The 18,612-nt window shown below is 71.1% G+C and carries 14 protein-coding genes; 4 read left to right on the top strand and 10 right to left on the bottom strand.

All coding sequences use genetic code 11. The annotated features are described in order from the left end of the window. Positions 1-5 precede the first annotated feature (5 nt). From AC1RQF_RS10310 to osmF, 7 genes are all read right to left on the bottom strand, one after another. Positions 6-2,411 (bottom strand): acyl-CoA reductase, encoded by a 2,406-nt coding sequence (locus AC1RQF_RS10310; RefSeq protein WP_492871957.1) that lies wholly within the window; start codon positions 2,409-2,411, stop codon positions 6-8. A 1-nt stretch (position 2,412) separates the two neighbouring features. Further along, positions 2,413-3,543: a LuxE/PaaK family acyltransferase gene (locus AC1RQF_RS10305; RefSeq protein ID WP_274003207.1), complete on the bottom strand. Its 1,131-nt coding sequence runs from the start codon at positions 3,541-3,543 to the stop codon at positions 2,413-2,415. Further along, complete coding sequence (locus tag AC1RQF_RS10300; RefSeq protein ID WP_274003206.1) at positions 3,540-4,787, bottom strand: MFS transporter; 1,248 nt, start codon at positions 4,785-4,787, stop codon at positions 3,540-3,542. The genes AC1RQF_RS10305 and AC1RQF_RS10300 overlap by 4 nt, the downstream gene beginning before the upstream one ends. A gap of 596 nt (positions 4,788-5,383) precedes the next feature. Continuing rightward, complete coding sequence (locus AC1RQF_RS10295; RefSeq protein ID WP_274003205.1) at positions 5,384-6,142, bottom strand: ABC transporter permease; 759 nt, start codon at positions 6,140-6,142, stop codon at positions 5,384-5,386. 17 nt (positions 6,143-6,159) lie between these two features. Next, positions 6,160-7,089, bottom strand: a complete 930-nt coding sequence (locus AC1RQF_RS10290) for an ABC transporter ATP-binding protein (RefSeq protein WP_274003204.1) — start codon at positions 7,087-7,089, stop codon at positions 6,160-6,162. Continuing rightward, a complete protein-coding gene (locus AC1RQF_RS10285) occupies positions 7,086-8,264 on the bottom strand; it encodes an ABC transporter permease (protein WP_492871956.1) in 1,179 nt (392 codons plus the stop codon). The genes AC1RQF_RS10290 and AC1RQF_RS10285 overlap by 4 nt, the downstream gene beginning before the upstream one ends. Next, on the bottom strand, positions 8,261-9,190 hold the full coding sequence (gene osmF / locus AC1RQF_RS10280; RefSeq protein ID WP_274003200.1) for a glycine betaine ABC transporter substrate-binding protein OsmF: 930 nt from the start codon (positions 9,188-9,190) through the stop codon (positions 8,261-8,263). Before osmF ends, AC1RQF_RS10285 begins: the two co-directional genes overlap by 4 nt. Before the next feature lie 293 nt (positions 9,191-9,483). On the opposite strand from osmF, the gene AC1RQF_RS10275 reads away from it, so the two are divergent. Further along, complete coding sequence (locus AC1RQF_RS10275) at positions 9,484-10,254, top strand: class I SAM-dependent methyltransferase (RefSeq protein ID WP_274003198.1); 771 nt, start codon at positions 9,484-9,486, stop codon at positions 10,252-10,254. A gap of 13 nt (positions 10,255-10,267) precedes the next feature. Here the strand turns inward: AC1RQF_RS10275 and AC1RQF_RS10270 are convergent, their stop codons facing one another. Further along, entirely contained in the window at positions 10,268-10,762 is a 495-nt protein-coding gene (locus tag AC1RQF_RS10270; RefSeq protein WP_274003196.1) for a cupin domain-containing protein, read from the bottom strand. A gap of 294 nt (positions 10,763-11,056) precedes the next feature. On the opposite strand from AC1RQF_RS10270, the gene cysS reads away from it, so the two are divergent. Then, entirely contained in the window at positions 11,057-12,460 is a 1,404-nt protein-coding gene (cysS, locus tag AC1RQF_RS10265) for a cysteine--tRNA ligase (RefSeq protein WP_492871955.1), read from the top strand. Between the two features lie 368 nt (positions 12,461-12,828). Here cysS and AC1RQF_RS10260 read toward each other — a convergent pair whose 3' ends face one another. Further along, entirely contained in the window at positions 12,829-14,235 is a 1,407-nt protein-coding gene (locus tag AC1RQF_RS10260; protein WP_492871954.1) for an MFS transporter, read from the bottom strand. 110 nt (positions 14,236-14,345) lie between these two features. Further along, a complete protein-coding gene (locus tag AC1RQF_RS10255; RefSeq protein ID WP_274003193.1) occupies positions 14,346-14,651 on the bottom strand; it encodes a HigA family addiction module antitoxin in 306 nt (101 codons plus the stop codon). Here AC1RQF_RS10255 and AC1RQF_RS10250 point away from each other — a divergent pair. Both AC1RQF_RS10250 and AC1RQF_RS10245 read left to right on the top strand, forming a co-directional pair. Beyond that, positions 14,644-14,901, top strand: coding sequence for a hypothetical protein (locus tag AC1RQF_RS10250; protein ID WP_492871953.1), 258 nt, complete (start codon positions 14,644-14,646; stop codon positions 14,899-14,901). The genes AC1RQF_RS10255 and AC1RQF_RS10250 overlap by 8 nt on opposite strands. Before the next feature lie 153 nt (positions 14,902-15,054). After that, positions 15,055-18,582 (top strand): CHAT domain-containing protein, encoded by a 3,528-nt coding sequence (locus AC1RQF_RS10245; protein ID WP_492871952.1) that lies wholly within the window; start codon positions 15,055-15,057, stop codon positions 18,580-18,582. The last annotated feature ends 30 nt before the right edge of the window (positions 18,583-18,612 follow it).

The raw sequence follows: 18,612 nt of genomic DNA, 5'->3' as shown, positions 1-18,612 counted from the left end.
GGGACTCAGCCGCGCAGATCCAGGACCAGCGGCGTCTTGCCGCTGTGCGGATGGCGGCGGAACGTGGCGGCCGGATGGGCGCTCACCTCGAAGCGAAGCAGTCCGCCGTTCACGACCATGCTCAACTTGGCATCGTCCAGCAGGCGGGCGCGGATCGACGCCGGATCGCCGTCGACGAGCAGCTGGATGCGGTCGCGCCCCGCGTCGTCGCGATCGATGAGCCACTGCATCGGCCGGCCGATGGGCCGGCTCAATTGCTCGGGATTGACGAAGATCGTGCCGATCCGCAGCAGCGCGCCGTGGCGGCCGGCGAGCCGGAAGCGCGGCGTCTCCAGGCCGCAGGCGCAGGCGCCCGGCAACCACCGGCCCAGATCGCCCAGGTCGTAACGCAGCACCCGCTGGGCTTCGCGGCGGCGCGACGTGAACACCAGGCGGCCGATCTCGCCGGGCGCGGCCGGGGCGTCGCGCCCGGGTTCCAGCACTTCCAGCCATTGCGTGTCCGCCAGCAGGTGGAATTCGCCGTCGGCGCAACACGCGCAGGCATGGCCGAGCGGACCGGCGTCCACCGAGCCGTAGATCGCCGAGCGGATCGATTCGACGCCGAAGCCCGCGAGATAGGCGCGCTGCCCGGCGTCGACGTGCTCGCCGCCGCAGAACACCTTGCGCACCCCGCCATAGCGGCGCAGCACCTCGCTTTCGCGCTCGAACAACCGGTGCACGGTGCTCGGCATGCCGATCAGCGTGTCGACGCGCTGCTCGACGATCAGCGCGGCGATCTCGCTGAAATCGTCGCCGACGGGGCCGCCCATCGGATACTGCGGCACCCCGAGCGCATCGAGGATCGTGAAGAAGCTGAGCATGCCGCCGTACAGATTGCCGCCGTAGAGGAGATTCATGACCCGGTCGGTGGCGGGATCCAATCCGGCGGCAAACAGGCCGTCAGCCGCGGCGCGCATCTGGCGGTGGTAGTCGCGATAGCTGAAGCGGGCCAGCTTGGGCGCGCCGCTGCTGCCGCCGCTGCGGAAGTAGAGCTGGGCCCGCGCGTGATCGGGCTGGCTCTGGAACGCGGCCCTGTCCATCACCGGCAGCGCGTGCAGGCCCTCCGGCGCGGCGGGCGGCGCATCGAGGTGGGCGTGACCGGGCAGCACGGCGGCGTCGAGGCTCACCGACACGCGGCGCGACAGGCGTTGCAGCGCATAGACGCCGTCGTGCGGTTCGCCGGCATAGCCGTCGTGCATGCGGCCGACGGGCGCGATGCGGCTCACGCCCGCCGCGAGCAGCAGCCGGCACAGGCCGGGCAGGCGCTCGGCGGGGGCGATCAGACCGCAACTTTGCAGGTGCGTGCGCCACGGACGCAGGATGCCGGCCAGCCGCGCGCGCGGAGCCGGGCGCAACTCGACGGTGCGAAACAGCGGCGACGGCGTCAATTCCTCGCGCCACGCCCACGCGATCCGCCAGCCGTCGCCGTCGATGACCTCGCCGGGCGCGTCGGCGAACGCCTGGTCCAGCCGATGGAAGGCCATGCGGGTGCTGATCTCCGCCGCTTCCTGCCGATCCGCCCGCAGCGCGGGCCAATGCGGCGCCCGGCGGCCGAGCGCATCGGCGAGCCGGCGCGCGAGCGCCCCGAGCGTCGCCGGATCGTCGCTGTCCACGAGCACGGCCTGCGGGCTGGAGCAGGCCTGCTGATCGTGACGGCACACGTCGTCGGCGAGGGCGTCGAGTTGCGCCTCGCGCGCGGCGTCCGGATCCAGGTAGGCGAAACTGATCCGATGCCCCCAGTCGATCCAGCGGCAGCCGGGCGGCAGTTGCGCGCGCAGGGCCGCGAGCGCCGTTGCGCCGCCCCACGCGGACACGCCGTCGACATGGGCCAGCAAGGCGCCGAGCCCGGCGCTCGGCGCCGGCAGCACGGCGACGTGCGCGGCGAGCCGGCCGCTGGCGTCGTGCCGCAGCAGTTCGGCGAGCAGGCGCGCGTTCAGGTCGTCGGTGCGGCTGCTCGGGCGCAGCCAGTTGATGTTGCCCGCCAGCAAGCCTTCCAGCACCGCCATGAAGGGCAGCAGCGCGGCATTGGCGGGCGTCACGTGCAACACCACGCCGAGGGGGCGCCATGCCTCGAAGTGCGGCTCGCGGTAATTCGCGCGGCGCAGCGAGCCGGGCTGTCCGCCCAATTCCCGCGTGAGCTTGGCCTGCAGCGCCGGGCGGCGGCAGAACGCGGCCAGTTGGGCGCGCGCCGCCTCGTCCGGCAGCGCGGACGGTGCGCCGTCGTCCAGCGCGGCGGCGAAACGTTCGGCGCAGGCGAGCACGGTCTCGTGGTCGAGCGGTTCGGCCAGCGTCTCGGCGAGTCGCTCGCGCAGCGTCGCGAGCGCCGTGTCGAGCGCGTAGTCGGCGTGCAGCATGCCGTGCAGCAGATACATGTCAATGCTCCTTGATGAGTTCGGATGCCGCCATCGCGCAGCTGCGGTTCTTGCTGGTGCCGGCGCGGCCCAGCAGCTCGAACCAGTCGGTGGGCAGGCCGCAGCCGCAGCGCTCGGCCGGCTGCAGCACGGCCAGATCGCTCAACAGCAGGCTGTGCGCCGGGCTGGAGGAAATGTAGGGCGACGCCAGCTGGAGGAAGCCCGCGGCCCCGTAAGGCAGCCGGGCCAGCGTGGCGGTGTCGCGCGCCCAGGCGCGCGCCCAGCTCGGCACGTGAAAGCGATGGTGGGCGCACTCGACGTAGGGCACCGGATGCTCGACCGAGCCGTAGCCGTCGCGGCAGCGCGGATCCGGCACGCCGAGCTGTTCGCCCAGCCGGCGATACAGTTCGTGCTTCGGAATCGCCGCATCGGCGTGGGTTTTCCAGCCGCCGCCGAGGAACACCAGCGAGTCGGGATGCAGCGTCAGCGGCGGGACGCCCATGTCGTCCATGCGTTGCAGCGTGAACCACAGGAACGCGGGAAAGCCGAGGATGCGCACCGGCAGACCTTCCTCGGCGAAACGCTGCAGCGCGCGGATCGCGCCGAACGGATCGAACTCATGGCCCGAACCGGTGTGGCGCAACGCGTAGACCGCCTGGTTGACCGGCGCGTACTTGCACAGAAACTGGTCGGTATAGGCCGTGCCGAGCGTGATCGCCCCGCGCGGTTCGTAGCTGAGCAACAGGTAGTTGCAAGGCTGCTGCGGCGTGTGCCAGCCGTAGTGCGCGAAGATCCGGTCGACCATGTGCTGGGCGGCGCCCATGCTGCGCGCGTCGTAGCGCATGCGGCTCTTCTGGCCGGTGGTGCCGGACGACGTCAGCTCGAGCGCGTCGCGCCCGGCTTCGCTGAGCAGCAGATTGCGCTTGAAGTAGTTGGCGAACACGGGCGGCAGCTCCGACCAGTCGGATAGCTGGTCCAGGCGCTCGGGCGGACAGCCGTTCCGTTCCAGCCAGCGGCGGTAGCCGGGGCTTGCGTCGCAGTGGTAGGCGACGAGTTCGCGCATGGCGGCGTCGAACAGGCGGTCGCAGGCGTCGTCGGCGCGGTAGGGATGGTCGAGCGCGCACAGGGCGTCGACATGAGGCAGCGTAGTCATCGGTTAGGAGAGCAGGGAAGGGTTGCGGCGGGGGCGGGGCGCAGCACGCGCCGGAGCAGCGGCGCGCCGAGCAGCGGGATCAAGCCGGCGCAGACGGCGAAGCGGGCGGGCGAATCGCCGCCGCCGGCCCAGGTCAGGACCGAGCCGCCGGCGGCCAGCATCGCGGTGGACAGCATGCCGAGCAGCGCGGCGACGCTGCCCGTGGCGTCGCCGGTGCTGTACAGCGTCAGCCGGTAGAGCGTCGCGTTGCCGAGACCCACGCCGAACGCGTAGACGGAGAGCGCGGCGACCAGCGCCGGCAGCGTGGGCGACAGCGGCGCGACGACCAGAAGCAGCAGCACGCCGGCCGCCGTCGGGTACAGCGCGACGCGCAGCAGGCGAGGCAAGTCGAGCCGGGCGGCAAGCCGGTTCAATGCCAGGTTGCCGGCGATCACCGCGCCGAACACGGGAAGCTGCCAGAGTCCGTAGGCCAGTCCGTCCTGGCCCAGGTCGCGGATCAGCAAGGGCGACAGGCCGATCCAGGCGATCAGCGGCAGCGGCAGCAGGCCGAGCGCGAGGCTGCCGCACACCAGGTCGCGCTGACGGAGCAGCGCCGCATAGTTGGCCAGCATCGTCCTTGCGCGCAGCGACCCGGGCGCCGGCGCGGCGCGCGCGGTTTCCGGCATCCAGCGCCACAGGGCGAGCGTGATCAGCGCGCCGGCCATGCCGAGCGCGACGAACTGCTCGCGCCACGACAGCACGCGCAGCAGCAGCGTGCCGGCCAGCGGGCCCGCGAGCGGCGACAGCAGGGCGATATTGGCGAACAGCGCCATCAGGCGCACCGCGTCGCGTTCGGCGAAGGTCTCCTGCAGCGCCGGGTAGCTGACCACGACGATGAAGCCGAGCGCGGTGCCCTGGACGAATCGCAGCAGGTTGAAGCCGGCGATATGCTGGCAGGCGGCCGTGGCCAGGCAGGCGGCCGAGAATACGAGGGTGCCGGCGAGCAGCAGCGGCCGGCGACCGAAGCGGTCCGACAGCGGACCCAGCAGCCATTGGAACGCGATGCCGCCGAGCAGGAACGCATAGAGCGCGCCGGGCACGTGGTGCCGCGCGGCGGACAGATCGTGGGTGACCTGCAGCATCGCGGGCATCACCATGTCGCTGGCGAGATAGGCGAGCAGTTCGAATGCGGTCAGCGCAAGGCAGAACAGCACGGCTTGTCGGCGGGAAATATCCAGCAATGGACGAAACACGAATTCAGGCATGAGCGATCAATGCGCGATTGAGAATGGCGTCGGATAAAAAATTAATCGGCCCGATGGCGCGCGCTTTAGTTTCGTGCGCGGTGCATGAGGGGTTTTGCGATATCGGTAAATAATCGATCGATTGGCGGCGGATTAATTGAATTATTCCGCCGCGAGGCGTGACGACGCCGCCTCGGCCCCTCCGGGAAGGAGCGAGATTCAGTGGAGGCCTTGCCGGTAATGGAGGCTAGGACGACGAAATCCGGCCGCCCACCCGGGCGGCCGAATGCTTGAAATTAATCAAGGCCGATTTTCCCAAGGGAAAGCCGGCTTTGGATAATTTTATAAAAATGAATAGTTGGCGCGATAAATTTAAAAATCAAATGTCATGCGATGTATTGTAATGCACATGAAATGGATTTGAAAATTTTAGGCGAGCCACGGTGCGATAAATCAATTGACCGATTGGGCCAGCCGACGGCGGGAAGCCGATGAAATCGACAGGCGTGAGGCGGACCGTCGATCATCCGCGGCTTGGGGGGGGGGGGGGGGGGGGGGGGGGGGGGAGGGAAGGGTCAGGTGTGGAGAAGAGACAGATCCAAGCGCGCGGGAAAAACCTAGCCGCGCGGCTCGGCGGCCGTCACCGGCGCGAGCCGCCGCGCCACCCATCCCAGCGCGTCGTACACGAGCACCGCGAGCAGCGCGACCACCAGCCCGCCTTGCAGCACGAACGCGGTATTCGACGTCTGCAAGCCGGCGATGATCACGTCGCCGAGCCCTTGCGCGGCCACCGTCGAGCCGATCGTCGCGGTGCCGAGGTTGATGATCACCGCGAGCCGGAGCCCGTTCAGGATCACCGGCAGCGCGAGCGGCAGCTCCACCGCCAGCAGCCGCTGCCGCCCGTTCAGGCCCATGCCGCGCGCGGCGTCGAGCGTCGGCGCGGGAATCTGCTGCAAGCCCGCGAGCGTGCTTTCGAACACCGGCAGCAGGCCGTAGAGCGTCAGCGCGAGCAGCACCGGTTTCGCCCCGAACCCCACCGCCGGCACCGCGAGCGCCAGCACCGCGACGGGTGGAAAGGTCTGGCCGATGTTCGCGATGCTGCGCGCGATCGGCAGGAACGCCGCGCCCGCCGGCCGCGTGACGAACACGCCCGCCGCCAGCGCCACCAGCGCGCCCGCGGCGCTCGACACGGCCACCAGCGCGAGGTGCGCGAGCGCGAGGTCGAGCAGGCTCGCGCGATCGTAGATGGCGGGCGCGCCGTGCTCCACGAGCGGCGCGAACAACGGCGCGAACCAGCCCGGCCGCAGCAGCAGCGCGAGCAGCGCGGCGGCCGCGAGCGCGCGCGCCGCCGCCACCACGATGCGTCCGCCGCTCATGCTCGACGCGCGCCCCGTCACGCGATCCGCCCCGCGTGCGCGCGGATCGCCGCGAGCGAGATCCGGCTCGCCGATGCGCCCGCAAGCGGCAGTACGTCGGCGCCGCGCGCGAGCAGCTCGGACAGCGCGTCGCGCAGCGTCGCGTCGGCCGGCAGCGGTGCGCCGTCGGCCGCGCCCGGCTCCGCGAGCGTATCGGCGCGGGTCAGCGACAAGAGCCGCAGCGGCCGGTCGGCGCCCGCGACGAGCCGCGCGACGAAGCCCGGCTGCGGGCGCGACAGGATCTCGGCCGGCGTGCCGGCCTGCAGGATGCGGCCGGCGTCCATCACCGCGATCTGGTCGCCGAGCCGCAGCGCCTCGTCCATGTCGTGCGTGACGAGCACGATCGTGATGCCGAGCCGGCGCTGCAGTTCGAGCAGGTCGTCCTGCGCCTTGCCGCGGATGATCGGGTCGAGCGCGCCGAACGGCTCGTCCATCAGCAGGATCGCCGGCTCGGCCGCGAGCGCGCGCGCCACGCCGACGCGTTGCTGCTGGCCGCCCGACAACTGGTGCGGCAGCATGCCGGCGTAGCGCTCGGGGTCGAGTTCGAGCAGGGTGAGCAGCGCCTGCACGCGCGCGGCGATGCGCGCGGCGGGCCAGCCGAGCAGGCGCGGCACGGTCGCGATGTTGCGCGCGACGCTCCAGTGCGGAAACAGGCCGTTGCCCTGGATCACGTAGCCGATGCCGCGCCGCAGCGTTTCCTCGCGCACGGTGGCGGTGTCGACGCCGTCGATGCGGATCGCGCCCCGGCCGGGCTCGACCAGGCGGTTGATCATGCGCAGCAGGGTGGATTTGCCGCTGCCCGACGCGCCGACCAGCACGGTCACGGTGCCGCGCGCGATCGTCAGCGTGGCGTCGTCGACGGCGAGGAGGGTGCCGAACGCGCGGCTCACGTGGTCGATTTCAATCATGCCCGGGCTCCTTGCGCGAGGCGGGTGGCGGCTTCGAACACCACGGCCGCGACGAGCGCGAACGCGATCGTGGGCAGCGCGCCGAGCAGCACGAGGTCGGTCGCGGACTGGCCGAGACCCTGGAAGATGAAGGTGCCGAAGCCGCCGCCGCCGATCAGCGCGGCGACCGCCGTGAGCCCGATGTTCTGGACCAGCACGATCCGCACGCCGCTCAGGATCACCGGCAGCGCGAGCGGCAGTTCGACGCGCGCGAGCCGCTGCGCGCGCGTCATGCCCATCGCGGCGGCGGCCTCGGCGACCTCGGCCGGCACCTGGTCGAGGCCGACCACGACGCTCGAGACGATCGGCAGCAGCGCGTACAGGAACAGCGCGACCAGCGCGGGCGCGGCGCCGATGCCGCTCACGCCGAGCGCCGCCGCGAGCGGCAGGTGCGCGGCGAGCAGGCCGAGCGGCACCATCAGCAAGCCGTACAGGGCGATGCTCGGGATCGTCTGCACGATGTTCAGCAGCGGCAGGCAGGCGCTGCGCAGCGTTCGCGAGCGGGCGCACGCGATGCCGAGCGGCAGGCCGGCCGCGAGCGCCGCCGCGACCGAGCCGGCGACGAGCGCCAGATGGCGCGCGGCTTCCGCATGAAAGCTGTCCGCGCGCACCGCGTATTCCTGCATCACGGACAGGCCGTCCCACAGGCCGCCGTGCAGCGCCGCCGCGAGCGCCGCCAGCGCGGCGCCGAGCGCGCCGAGGCGGGCCAGCGGGGACAGCGCGAGCCGCGCCAGCGCGTCCGCGCTCAGCACCGCGCCCGCGAACAGCAACAGCCACGCGCCGGCGGCGGGCGAGACCCGCGCGAGCGGCGTGTCCGGCGTGACGAGCCGCGCGGGCGCGGCGCCGAGCAAGAGGCCGAGCGCGGCCAGCAGCGCGACGCCGGCCGCGAGCCGCCAGCCGGCGCGGCCGACCAGCAGCGCGCAGCCGGCCACGAGCGCGCCGAGCGCGAGGGCGAGGCCCGCGAGCCCGGCCGGATAGGCCTGGAACAGCCCCAGGTCGGCGCCCGCGGCGATGCGGTTCGCGCGCAGCGTGAGCCACGGCAGGCCGAGCAGCGCGACGACGATGAGCGGCGCGACCAGCATGCCGACGGCGTCGACGCGCGCGCGCCGTGCGGCGCGTCGCGCGGCATCCGTCATTTCACGAAGCCCTTCGCTTTCAGATAGCTGGCGGCGACGCTCGCGGCCGGCTCGCCGTTGACCTGGATCCGGCTGTTGAGGGTCTGCAGCGTCTTGAGGTCGAGGCTCGCGAACACCGGCTGCAGGTAGCCGGCGATGTCCGGATGGGCCTTGAGCACCGCCTCGCGGATGATCGGCGTGGGCGCGTAGACCGGCTGCACGCGCTGGTTGTCGTCGAGCACGACGAGGCCGGCCGCCGCGATGGCGCCGTCGGTGCCGTACACCATCGCGGCGTTCACGCCGTCGGTCTGCGCGGCGGCGGCCTTGATGGTCGCCGCCGTATCGCCGCCCGACAGCACCAGCAACTGGTCCTGGCGCAGCTTGAAGCCGTAGGTCTTCTCGAACGACGGCAGGGCCGACGCGCTGTTGACGAATTCGGCCGACGCCGCGAGCTTCACCTTGCCGCCCGCGCCGACCCACTTGCCGAACTCGGAGAAGGTCTTCAGGTGGTGCGCGTTCGCGACCGAGGCGAGCAGCGCGACGCCCCAGGTATTGTTGGCGGGCGCGGGCGCGAGCCAGACGATGCGGTTGGCCGCGTAGTCGAGCTGTTTCGCCTGCGCGTAGCCGCGCGCGGCGTCCTTCCAGACCGGGTCGTCGGCGCGGTTGAAGAAGAACGCCGCATTGCCGGTGTATTCGGGGTAGATGTCGATCTCGCCGGTGGTCAGCGCCTTGCGCACGATCGGCGTCGCGCCGAGGCCGATCTTGTCGGATACCGCGAGGCCGTGCGCCTTGAGGACTTGCGAGATCAGGTTGCCGAGCAGCGCGCCCTCGGTGTCGATCTTCGAGCCGACGACGATGGCGTCGGCCGCGCGGGCGGGCGCGGCGGCCAGCACGCCGGCGGCGGCGCACGCCAGCAGCGCGGCGTGGAGCGGAAAGCGGAACGTCATGGTGGACAAACCTCCTGCGGGGCAGCGAATGGCGAAATCCCGCCCGGAAATAAGGGGCAAAGGGCGGGCGTGCCGGTCAAGGTACTGGACTGGGCGGCCTTTGGCAAACCCGGATGCGTGCGCGGGGAACCGGTTGCATGCGGGTTCAGGTCAAAAAAACGCGCGGCGCGCGGGGCCCGACCTGCTCAATTCTCAAGCAGAGCGATACAATCAGCGTCGCGGCGATTCCATTCCATTCCGGCCGGCCCGCCGCCCGTTGCGCCGGACAGCGCCTAGGTCAAGGAGCGTTCATCGTGAGCAGCGATCCCAGCATCCATTTTTCGCATCCCCCACAGAACATCTACGACGACGCTTCCTTCTTCGAGCGCTACCGCGATCTGCGCGACGAGGACAGCGGCCTGAACGGCGCGCTGGAAGTTCCGGCGCTGCGGCGCCTGCTGCCGAACCTGACGGGCCTGCACGTGCTGGACCTCGGCTGCGGCTTCGGCGAATTCGCGCGCTATGCGCGCGCGCACGGCGCCGCGTCGGTGACGGGCGTCGACGTCTCGTCGCGCATGCTCGACGAAGCGCGCGCGCGCACCGACGATGACGAAATCGTCTATCTGCAGCGCTCGATCGAAACCTACCAACCGTCGCCGCGCGCGTTCGACCTCGTCGTCTCGTCGCTCGCGCTGCACTATGTCGAACATTACGTCGAGGTGATCGAGCGGATCCGCGACGCGCTGCGCTCGAACGGGCGGCTCGTGTTCTCGGTCGAGCACCCGATCTGCACCGCGTATCCGAGCGGCTGGGTGCGCGACGAGGAAGGCCGCAGGCAGCACTGGCCGGTCGACCGCTATCGGCAGGAAGGGCGGCGCGACACGCGCTGGTTCGTCGACGGCGTGATCAAGTACCACCGCACGGTCGAAACCTACGTGAACACGCTGCTGAAGGCCGGCTTCGTGCTGACCCACCTCGGCGAACCCGCGCCCGTGTCCGATGCGCTCGCGGTGCGCCCGGACCTCGAAGCCGATTGCCGGCGCCCGCCGATCCTGTTCCTCGCGGCGACGCGGCCGGCGGCCTGATTCCGCCTCGCGCCTACGACGGCTCGCGGTCCGGCCGCCCGTCATGCGGGCCGAGCGGACGCGCGGGCCAGTCGGTCCAGCGGTCCGCGCGGGTGGCCTCGTAGGTTTCGTTGCGCGGATAGCGGATCCGGTTGTCGTCCCTCGGCCGCTCGCCGATCACCATCAGGCGCACTTCCTCTTCGCTGTTGTTGATGAACGTGTGGCACTGGCCGGTGCCGGCCGGAAAACCCACCGCGTCGCCGGGCGCGAGCCGGTACAGGTGGCCGTCGAGCCAGACGTCGGGCGTGCCTTCCAGCACGTAGACGAATTCCTCCTCGGTGCTTTCCGCGTGAGGGTACGAGGTCCGGCGGCCGGGCAGCAGGCGTTGGTGGTGGATGCCGATGCGTGTGAGCCCGAGCTTGCGGGCGAGCGGGGCGTTGATGCCCATCCGCTCGCTGGAGTCGGGATAGTGTGCGCGGTCCGGATCTTCGAGTTCGGTCCAGTGGCGGATGCAGTCGGGGCGGCTCATGGCGGCGCTCCTTCGATTGTGGGGCCATCATCTGACCACGCGCGGCGGTGCTTGTCCATGCGTTGACCGTCGCGCCGCCAGCCGCTACGATGCCGTTCATGCACACCCTCCCGTTCGTCACCGCCGTCGCGCTTGCCTGCTGTCCGAGCCGGCCGGGGGGAGGCTGCGTGTAGCGCGTCGATTCGCGCGATCCTGACGAAGCGCCCACTGGCCACCTGTTGAAAAACCGGTGGCCTTTTTGTTTTTGGCGCGCGGACTGCCGATTCGGCTCCGCCGCCCTCACCGGAACCGTTCATGCCGCTTGCCCTCTACGACACCTGGTCGCGCACCGTGCGCCCGTTCGAACCGCTGCAGCCCGACGCCGTCGGCCTGTATTGCTGCGGTCCGACCGTGTACGACCATGCGCATATCGGCAACCTGCGCACCTACGTGTTCGAGGACGTGCTGCGGCGCGCGCTCGAATGGCACGGCCACGCGGTGCGGCATGTCGTGAACATCACCGACGTCGGCCACCTCGTGTCCGACACGGACGAGGGCGAGGACAAGATGGAAAAGGGCAGCCGGCGCACCGGCGAATCCGCGTGGGTGATCGCGGAGCGCTACACGCAGGCGTTTTTCGCGGACTGGCGCGCGTTGAACCTGCTCGAACCGGCGGTCTGGTGCCGCGCGACCGACCACATCGCCGAGCAGATCGACTTCATCGCCACGCTGGAGCGCAACGGCTACACCTACCGGACGAGCGACGGCCTGTACTTCGACACCGCGCGTCAGCCCGACTATGGCTTCCTCGCGCGGCTCGACCGGGCCGGCCTGCAGCCGGGCAAGCGCGTCGCGCTCGGCGACAAGCGGCTGCCGACCGACTTCGCGCTGTGGAAGTTCAGCCCGCCCGACGCGCGCCGGCAGATGGAATGGGACAGCCCGTGGGGTCGTGGTTTTCCGGGCTGGCATATCGAATGCTCGGCGATGTCGGCGCGTTATCTCGGCCCGTGGTTCGATCTCCATTGCGGGGGGGAGGATCACGTCGCGGTCCACCACAGCAACGAGATCGCGCAGACCCAGGCCGCGTACGGCACGCGCCTCGCCAATTTCTGGCTGCACGGCCAGTTCCTCACGCTGGACGCGGAGAAGATGTCGAAGTCGGGCGGGGCGTTCCTGCGCCTGCAAACGCTCGTGGCGCGCGGGATCGATCCGCTCGCGTACCGCTATCTGTGCCTGACCGCGCATTATCGAAGCCCGTTGCGCTTCACCTGGGATGCGCTCGATGCCGCGCAGGCGGCGCTCGACCGGCTGCGCGCGCTGTACGCGAGCTGGCCCGAGGGCGGCGAGGCCGATCCGGCGGCGGTGGCGCGCTTCGGCGCGGAACTGGACCAGGATCTGAACCTGCCGCGCGCGCTTGCCCAGGCGTGGTCGGTCGCGCGCGGCGATTTGCCGGAAGCGGTGCGCCGCGCGAGCTTCGATCGCTTCGATATGGTGCTGGGGCTTGGGCTCGGCACGCGGCGGCCGGTCGGGGCCGTCGCGCCCGAGGCGATCCGCGCGCTGGCCGAGGCGCGGATCGCGGCCCGAGCGGCCCGCGACTGGGCGCGCGCCGATGCCTTGCGCGACGAACTGGCCGAGCAAGGATGGCACGTCGTGGATGAGGCGACGGGGCAGTCGCTGCGGCCGCGCGCGGTGGTCGAGGGGACGAGGTCGGAGCGGTGATGGACGCATGGCCGCCGGGTCGATGAAAGGCGTGTTGCGTTAATGCCGCGACCGCTCATGATGGTCAAGGGGGCGGCATCGGAACGGTGGCGACGCACGATCGCCGGGCCGATGCAAGACATGTTGCGTTAGCGCTGCGGCCGCGCACGCTGCGGTCGGATGCGACGGTCGAGGGGGCGCAACAGGAACGACGAAGGGCGTGCCGACGCTGGTCGATAAGAGACGTGCCGAAGCCCTTGCCTGAGCCGCGAGAATGCGTGACCGAGGAATCGGGCGGGCGCGTCATGGGCGAGGCGGGTTGCCCGGCGGCGGGTGCGCGCGGCGCGCCCATGCACCCATGCACCCATGCACCCCTCCCGCCGCCGCCGTCAGGCCGAGGCCCCGCGCCGTGGTCCGTCGAGGCCCGCGCCCGCGTCGGCGGGCAGCGCCGCGAACATCGGCCACGAGGCCAGCACCACCACGGCGAGCGCGGCGAATGCCCAGGCGAAATCCGCATGCGCGGGCTGCGCGCGCCCGCCCGCGAGCATCGTCAGGTGCAGCGAGCCGGCCGCGAGCGCGACACCGACCGCCTTGGTCAGTTGCTGCGCGGTGCCCTGGAACGAAGTCGCGGCGGACAGCTGCGCGGGGGGCACGTCGGCGAACACCAGCGCGCCGAGCGACGCGAAGCTCAGCGAGCGGCTCAGGCCGCCCGCCAGCAGCAGCGCGAAGATCGCCGCGGCCGGCCAGCCGGACGACAGGGTCGCGCAGGTCGCGAGCATCGCCGCGAACGACAGGCTGCCCGTGATCAGCACCGCGCGCATCGTCAGCCAGCGCAGCGCGATGCGCGTCAGCGGGCGCATGCACAGCGAGCCGAGCGCGCTCGCGAGCGAGATCAGCCCGCTGCGCGACGCGCTCGCGCCGAAGCCGACCTGCAGCGTCAGCGGCACGAGGAACGGCAGCGCACCCGCGCCGGCGCGGAACAGGCTGCCCGCGACGGTCGCCGCGTGAAAGGTCGGGATCCGCAGCAAGGACAGGTCGACGGCCGGATGGGGCGTGCGCAGGCAATGCCGCGCGCCGAGCCAGCCGAGCGCGACGCCGGCGGCGATACCCGCGGGCGGCAGCCACGCGGGCGCGAGGCCGCGCCCGATCGTCTCGACGCCGAGCATCAGCGTGGTCAGCGCCGCGCCGACCAGCAGCAGGCCGCGCAGGTCGGCCGGCCGCGCCGGCGCGCGCTCGCCGGCCGGGATCAGCCACGCGGCGAGCGCGCAGCCGAGCACGCCGACCGGCACGTTGATCCAGAACACGGCGCGCCACGACAGCGCGTCGCTCAGGAAACCGCCGAGCGGCGGGCCCAGCAGCGGCCCGAGCAGCGCGGGCATGGTGAGCCAGGTCGTGGCCGCGAGCATCTCGCTGCGCTGCACGCCGCGGAACAGGATCAAGCGTCCGACCGGCACCATCAGCGCGCCGCTCGCGCCTTGCAGGACGCGCGCGGCGAGCAGCGCGGGCAGGTCGTGCGCGGCCGCGCACAGCACCGACGACACGGTGAACAGCGCGATCGCCGCGACGAACACGCGCTTCGCGCCGAGCCGGTCGGCGATCCAGCCGCTGACCGGGATGAACACGGTCAGCGCGATGAGGTAGGCGGTGATGGTGCTGCTGAGAAACACCACGTTCACGTGCAGGTCGCGCGCGATGCTCGGCAACGCGGTGGCGACGACCGTGCTGTCGAGGTTCTGCATGAACAGGGCGCTGGCGACGACGGCGGCGATGACGCGGAAATTGGTCTGGCTGCTCACGGCGGCGGAATGAACGGTCGAGGCGGGGTGGCGGGGGCGACCGTCATGATGCCCGCGAATCGGGCGGGCGAGCAGCCAGGCGGATTCGGCGCGCTCGTCATGCCGGTTGCTCAGAACAGCCCGGGCTGCTGCTCGGGCACCATCTGCACGACCTGCAGTTCGTCGAGCCGCAGGCGCGCCTTCGCGAGATCGTGCAGCAGCTGGCGTTGCAGCCACGTCTCCGCGCCGCCGCCGAAGGCCTTGTCGAGCCGGAGCGCCATCTCGGGCGAGATGCCGGCCTTGCCGGTCAGCAGGTTGGTCAGCGCCTGTCGGCTGACGCCGAGCACGCGCGCGCCTTCGGTCACGCTCAGGTTGAAGCGCGCAAGGCAGACCTGGCGGATCAGCGTACCGGGATGAAGGAATTCAGGGTTGACCATGGCGCATAAGGTATCGGCAAATCGTGCCAGGGTCAATCGTCAAGTGTCGCTTGTCTTCATCGGGGGTTGTGACCGCGCGACGCCCGATGCACGGGCGATTGCGTGCAAACGTGTGCTTCAGGTGCGTCGCAGGAAAACGTCGGGAAAACGGCTGAAATGGGCTGAAACAGACATGCACGAAAAAGGCATGAAAAATCGCCGTGAGCACTGGCAATCGCCAGACGATTTATCCATACTCTGCGTGCGCTGAAGATCGCGATGCGCCTGCCAGCGCGTCGCCAAGACGAAACCGAATCGACTCATCGATCAACTTCGGGGAACACGCGTGGACCAACCATTTCTTCAACCCGGGCGCGCGCCGTTGACGTGCGCGCATTGTCAATACGTCGCCGCGATGCCCGACATGAACGGGGTCGGGCTGATCATCTGCGACTTTCCCGCCAACGCGGCGCCGTTCGACGCGTTCGCCGGGCGCGGCGCCGGCTGGTGGCGCTGTCCGCGCTGCGGCGAGTTCGGGCGGCACGGCTTCGCCAGCGTATTCGCGCCAAGCGACAGCGAATCGGCCGCGGTCCACCCGGGCGCGACGGCGGAGATCGACGCGGCCACGCTCGCATGCACGCTCACCGCGCTCCTCGGGCGGCCAATCACGGCGATCGAGGTCATGGCGGACGCGCGGGCCTGGCGGACCCATCTGCTGCGCTGGTGCTGCGAAGGCCAGGTGGCTTTGCTCAACCAGCTCAAGGCAGCCGCCGGCGATCCGGCGCGGCGCGCCGCCCTCATGCAGCGCTTCCTGAACGAACCGGATCTGATCGGGGCGCGCTTCCAGGCGGCGGTATGGAGCATCCTGGCGGGCTACGTGCAGATCTCCGTCGCGGCGGGCCGCGAGGACCTGCGGGATCGGCCGTATCTGCCGCCCGACGAGGCCGCGCCGCTGATGACCGACGAAGGGCGCGAACGCGCGCGCGCCGACATGCTGGAAATCAGCGTGCTCGTGTATGCGCTCGGCCTTTGCGCGCGCGCCGATCATCGCTGGACCACGCCCTTGCCCGAGGTGCTGGCGCGTCCAAAGCTGCTGATTCCCGCCACGCTCGCCGCCTTCGGCGAGAAGATCGCCGAGGCCTTCGGCCCGTGCATGGTCCACTACGATCGTGCGCACTACGACGGCTGCCGCGCGATCGCCGCCTACGAGGGCGTGCATGCGGCGCAGTACGACGGCCTGCCGTTTCCCAACCCGCGCGTGGTGCAGTGGAGCGAGGCCTATGTCGCGTACCAGCTGATGCTGACCCAGGCCCAACGCGAAGACCCGGCCGAACACGTGCCGCTCGCGTTCGCGCGGCGCACGCTGAGCTTCGACCAGGTGCTGGCCGCCGTGCTGAAGCTCGCGTCCGAGCCGGCGGAGGATGGGCGGACCGCGCTGTCGGTCGCGGGCCTCTCGGTGCTGCGCGTCTTCGACGAAAGCAGTGCGCGCGCGGCGCTCCCGCTGCGTTTCGCGGACGATGCGCTGACCACGCTCCTGAAGGTGATCGCCGAGGTGGAGATCGACCAGCTTCATGGCGTGTGTCGCGAGTACCTGCACGGCGTCACGACGCCTCACGACCTGATGCGTATCGCCGAAGCCGGCGCTGCGCGACTGCTGGCCGCGGGCAGGGCGGACGAACTGATCCTGCTGCTGTGCGACGCCGTTCGGCTGCTGCACCAGATGGGCGAAGTGAAGATGACGCCGGCCACGCTCGACGGCGCGCGCGCCGCGCTCGGCGAGGCCTGGGAGAGCCTGCGCGTCGAGACCCGCGCCGCATTCCTGACCGAATACGGCAACGCGCAGCGCTATGCGGGGCAGAGCGCCGCCGCGCTCGCGACCTATGACGCGTGCCGCGCGTTGATTGGCGATGACCTGCGCGACGCGGACGTCCGCGTCAACGAGCGCAACCGCGCGATCGCGCTGCGCGAAAGCAACCACTTGAGCGAGGCCATGCGGATTCTCGACGCGCTGGCCGCGGTGACCACGAGCGAGGAATGGCTGCAAGTCCAGAACAGCCGGCTCTCCGTGCTGTCGATTCAGCGGGACGAGACGGTGATGCGGCGCACGGTGGACCAACTGGTCGCGCGCGTGCCGGTCGACGGCTGGGCCTTGCCGACCCGCCGCCAGATCGGGCTCGGGATCGCCGGACAGCTCGACGCGCGCGACACGGCGAAGGACCGCGCGACGGCGGAAGCGATCGTGCGCGCGATCCATGCGTCGGCGAGCCGCGACGACGACCTGCTGTGCCGCGGCATCGCGGCATTGATGCTGCGTGACGGGGCGGCGGACGACGCGCAGCGGGCGGACTACGATCAGGACGTCGAGGTGCTGGTGGCCTATTACGACGACATCGACCTGCTCCAGTACCCGACCGCCTCGCTGATCCTGTCGAAACTGCTGACCCTGCCGATCGCGCGCGCATCGCAAGCCGACGTGCTGGACTTCGCGCGCGCGTATCTCGCGCGCTGGTCCGATCTGTCGACGCCGCTTCATGCGTCCGCGCGCTACCATCTCGCGCGCTATGGCGGCGGCGAGGCCGATGCGGCGGCCGACGATGCGCTCGAAGGGCTGGACCAGGTGATCCGGCTCGCCGCGGTGCTCGATCCGCAGGCGGATCCGCATCACGCGCTGGCCCCCTTGCAGCCGATCGTGGATTGGGCCGCGCACCATGTCGGCGAAGCGGGCGACGCCCCGACGTCCGGCACGGAGGCGACGATGCAGCGCGCGCTCGGGGATCTGCAATCGTCGCTCGTGCTGTCGCAGCGGATCTGCCAACGCTCGGGCGCGGGCTTCGACGATATCGACAGCCTGTGCGACCGGCTCGACGAAGCCGTGCTCGCCGGGTGGCTATCCGACGACACCGTGATCGTGCAGCCGGTCGAACGGGGGCGTGGGCTGACGTTCATCGTCACGCAGCGCGAGGGCGCGGCCCTCACGTCGCGGGTCGTGGATTTCCCGTTGCCGACCGCGGTCTGGCACGAGGTGGCCAGGCGGCTGCACTTCAGGCTGCCGTTCGCGATGATGCGCCCCGCGCCCGGCGCGCTCTCGACCGTGCGCGGCTGGCCGGAGCTCGACGCGGCGCTGTACGGGCTGCTCGTGTCGCTCGGCAGGCCGCGCGTGATCTGGAGTTCCGGTCGCTTGCCGACGGCGCCCGTCACACTGGCCGCGCCCGCGGGGCAATCGATCACGTTCGCGCCGTCGCTGCTCGCCTACGCGGGGCTGCAGCATGCGGCGCGCGCGGCGGGGGTGAGGCCGGGCTGGCGGCCGCGCAGCGTGTTCGACGCGGCGGTCTGGCGCATCGGCGACTTGCCCGAGTCGATCGATGCGATCACGGCGGCGTCGCGGCGCTGGCATGCGAGCTGTGACGCGCACGCGATCGCGTGGCGCGGCGCGACGGGCGCGGAGGCGACCGGCCCGGCGATTCTCGCGGGGCTTGCTGCGAGCGACGCGGCGCGGATCGCCTGCCACGGCCGCGTGTCCGAGCACACCGCGGAACTGCTGGTCGCGCACGACGGCAATCTGCCGCCGTCCAAGACGCTGCCGCGCCATCCGGAGGCACTGGTGCGGCATCTGCTCGACTGGGGCGCGCTCGCCACGCTGCGGCATGCGCCGAAGGTGGTGGTCTCGGGCGCCTGCGATTCCGGACAGGCGATCTTTTCCGAGGCGCGCGAGCGGCTCGGCATCGAGCGCGCGATGCTGCTGGCGGGCACGCTGGTTTACGTCGCGCCGCAGTGGCCGGTACTGATGAACGATGTCCAGCCGTTGTCGGCGACGCTGTTCGACGCGTGGCTGAACGAGCCGTCCGCCACGCTCGCCGAACTCGTCACGCGGCTGGCGGACGCGCGCGAGCGCGACGGCATGCCGCGCTGGATCGCGCGCTCGCTGAGCGTGTTCGGGCTGGCCACGCTGTAACCGATCGATGGGTTTGATTGACGCTTCTCC

Source organism: Burkholderia sp. GW821-FHT14F03 (assembly GCF_058803765.1).
Note: the sequence above shows the minus strand (reverse complement) of the source record. Positions and strands in the feature narration are given on the sequence as shown.

Excerpts from the sequence above, each read along its gene's own strand:
- AC1RQF_RS10310 (WP_492871957.1), bottom strand. The coding sequence starts at position 2,411 with ATGTATCTGCTGCACGGCATGCTGCACGCCGACTACGCGCTCGACACG.
- AC1RQF_RS10305 (WP_274003207.1), bottom strand. The coding sequence starts at position 3,543 with ATGACTACGCTGCCTCATGTCGACGCCCTGTGCGCGCTCGACCATCCC.
- AC1RQF_RS10300 (WP_274003206.1), bottom strand. The coding sequence starts at position 4,787 with ATGCCTGAATTCGTGTTTCGTCCATTGCTGGATATTTCCCGCCGACAA.
- AC1RQF_RS10295 (WP_274003205.1), bottom strand. The coding sequence starts at position 6,142 with ATGAGCGGCGGACGCATCGTGGTGGCGGCGGCGCGCGCGCTCGCGGCC.
- AC1RQF_RS10290 (WP_274003204.1), bottom strand. The coding sequence starts at position 7,089 with ATGATTGAAATCGACCACGTGAGCCGCGCGTTCGGCACCCTCCTCGCC.
- AC1RQF_RS10285 (WP_492871956.1), bottom strand. The coding sequence starts at position 8,264 with ATGACGGATGCCGCGCGACGCGCCGCACGGCGCGCGCGCGTCGACGCC.
- osmF (WP_274003200.1), bottom strand. The coding sequence starts at position 9,190 with ATGACGTTCCGCTTTCCGCTCCACGCCGCGCTGCTGGCGTGCGCCGCC.
- AC1RQF_RS10270 (WP_274003196.1), bottom strand. The coding sequence starts at position 10,762 with ATGAGCCGCCCCGACTGCATCCGCCACTGGACCGAACTCGAAGATCCG.
- cysS (WP_492871955.1), top strand. The coding sequence starts at position 11,057 with ATGCCGCTTGCCCTCTACGACACCTGGTCGCGCACCGTGCGCCCGTTC.
- AC1RQF_RS10255 (WP_274003193.1), bottom strand. The coding sequence starts at position 14,651 with ATGGTCAACCCTGAATTCCTTCATCCCGGTACGCTGATCCGCCAGGTC.
- AC1RQF_RS10245 (WP_492871952.1), top strand. The coding sequence starts at position 15,055 with ATGAACGGGGTCGGGCTGATCATCTGCGACTTTCCCGCCAACGCGGCG.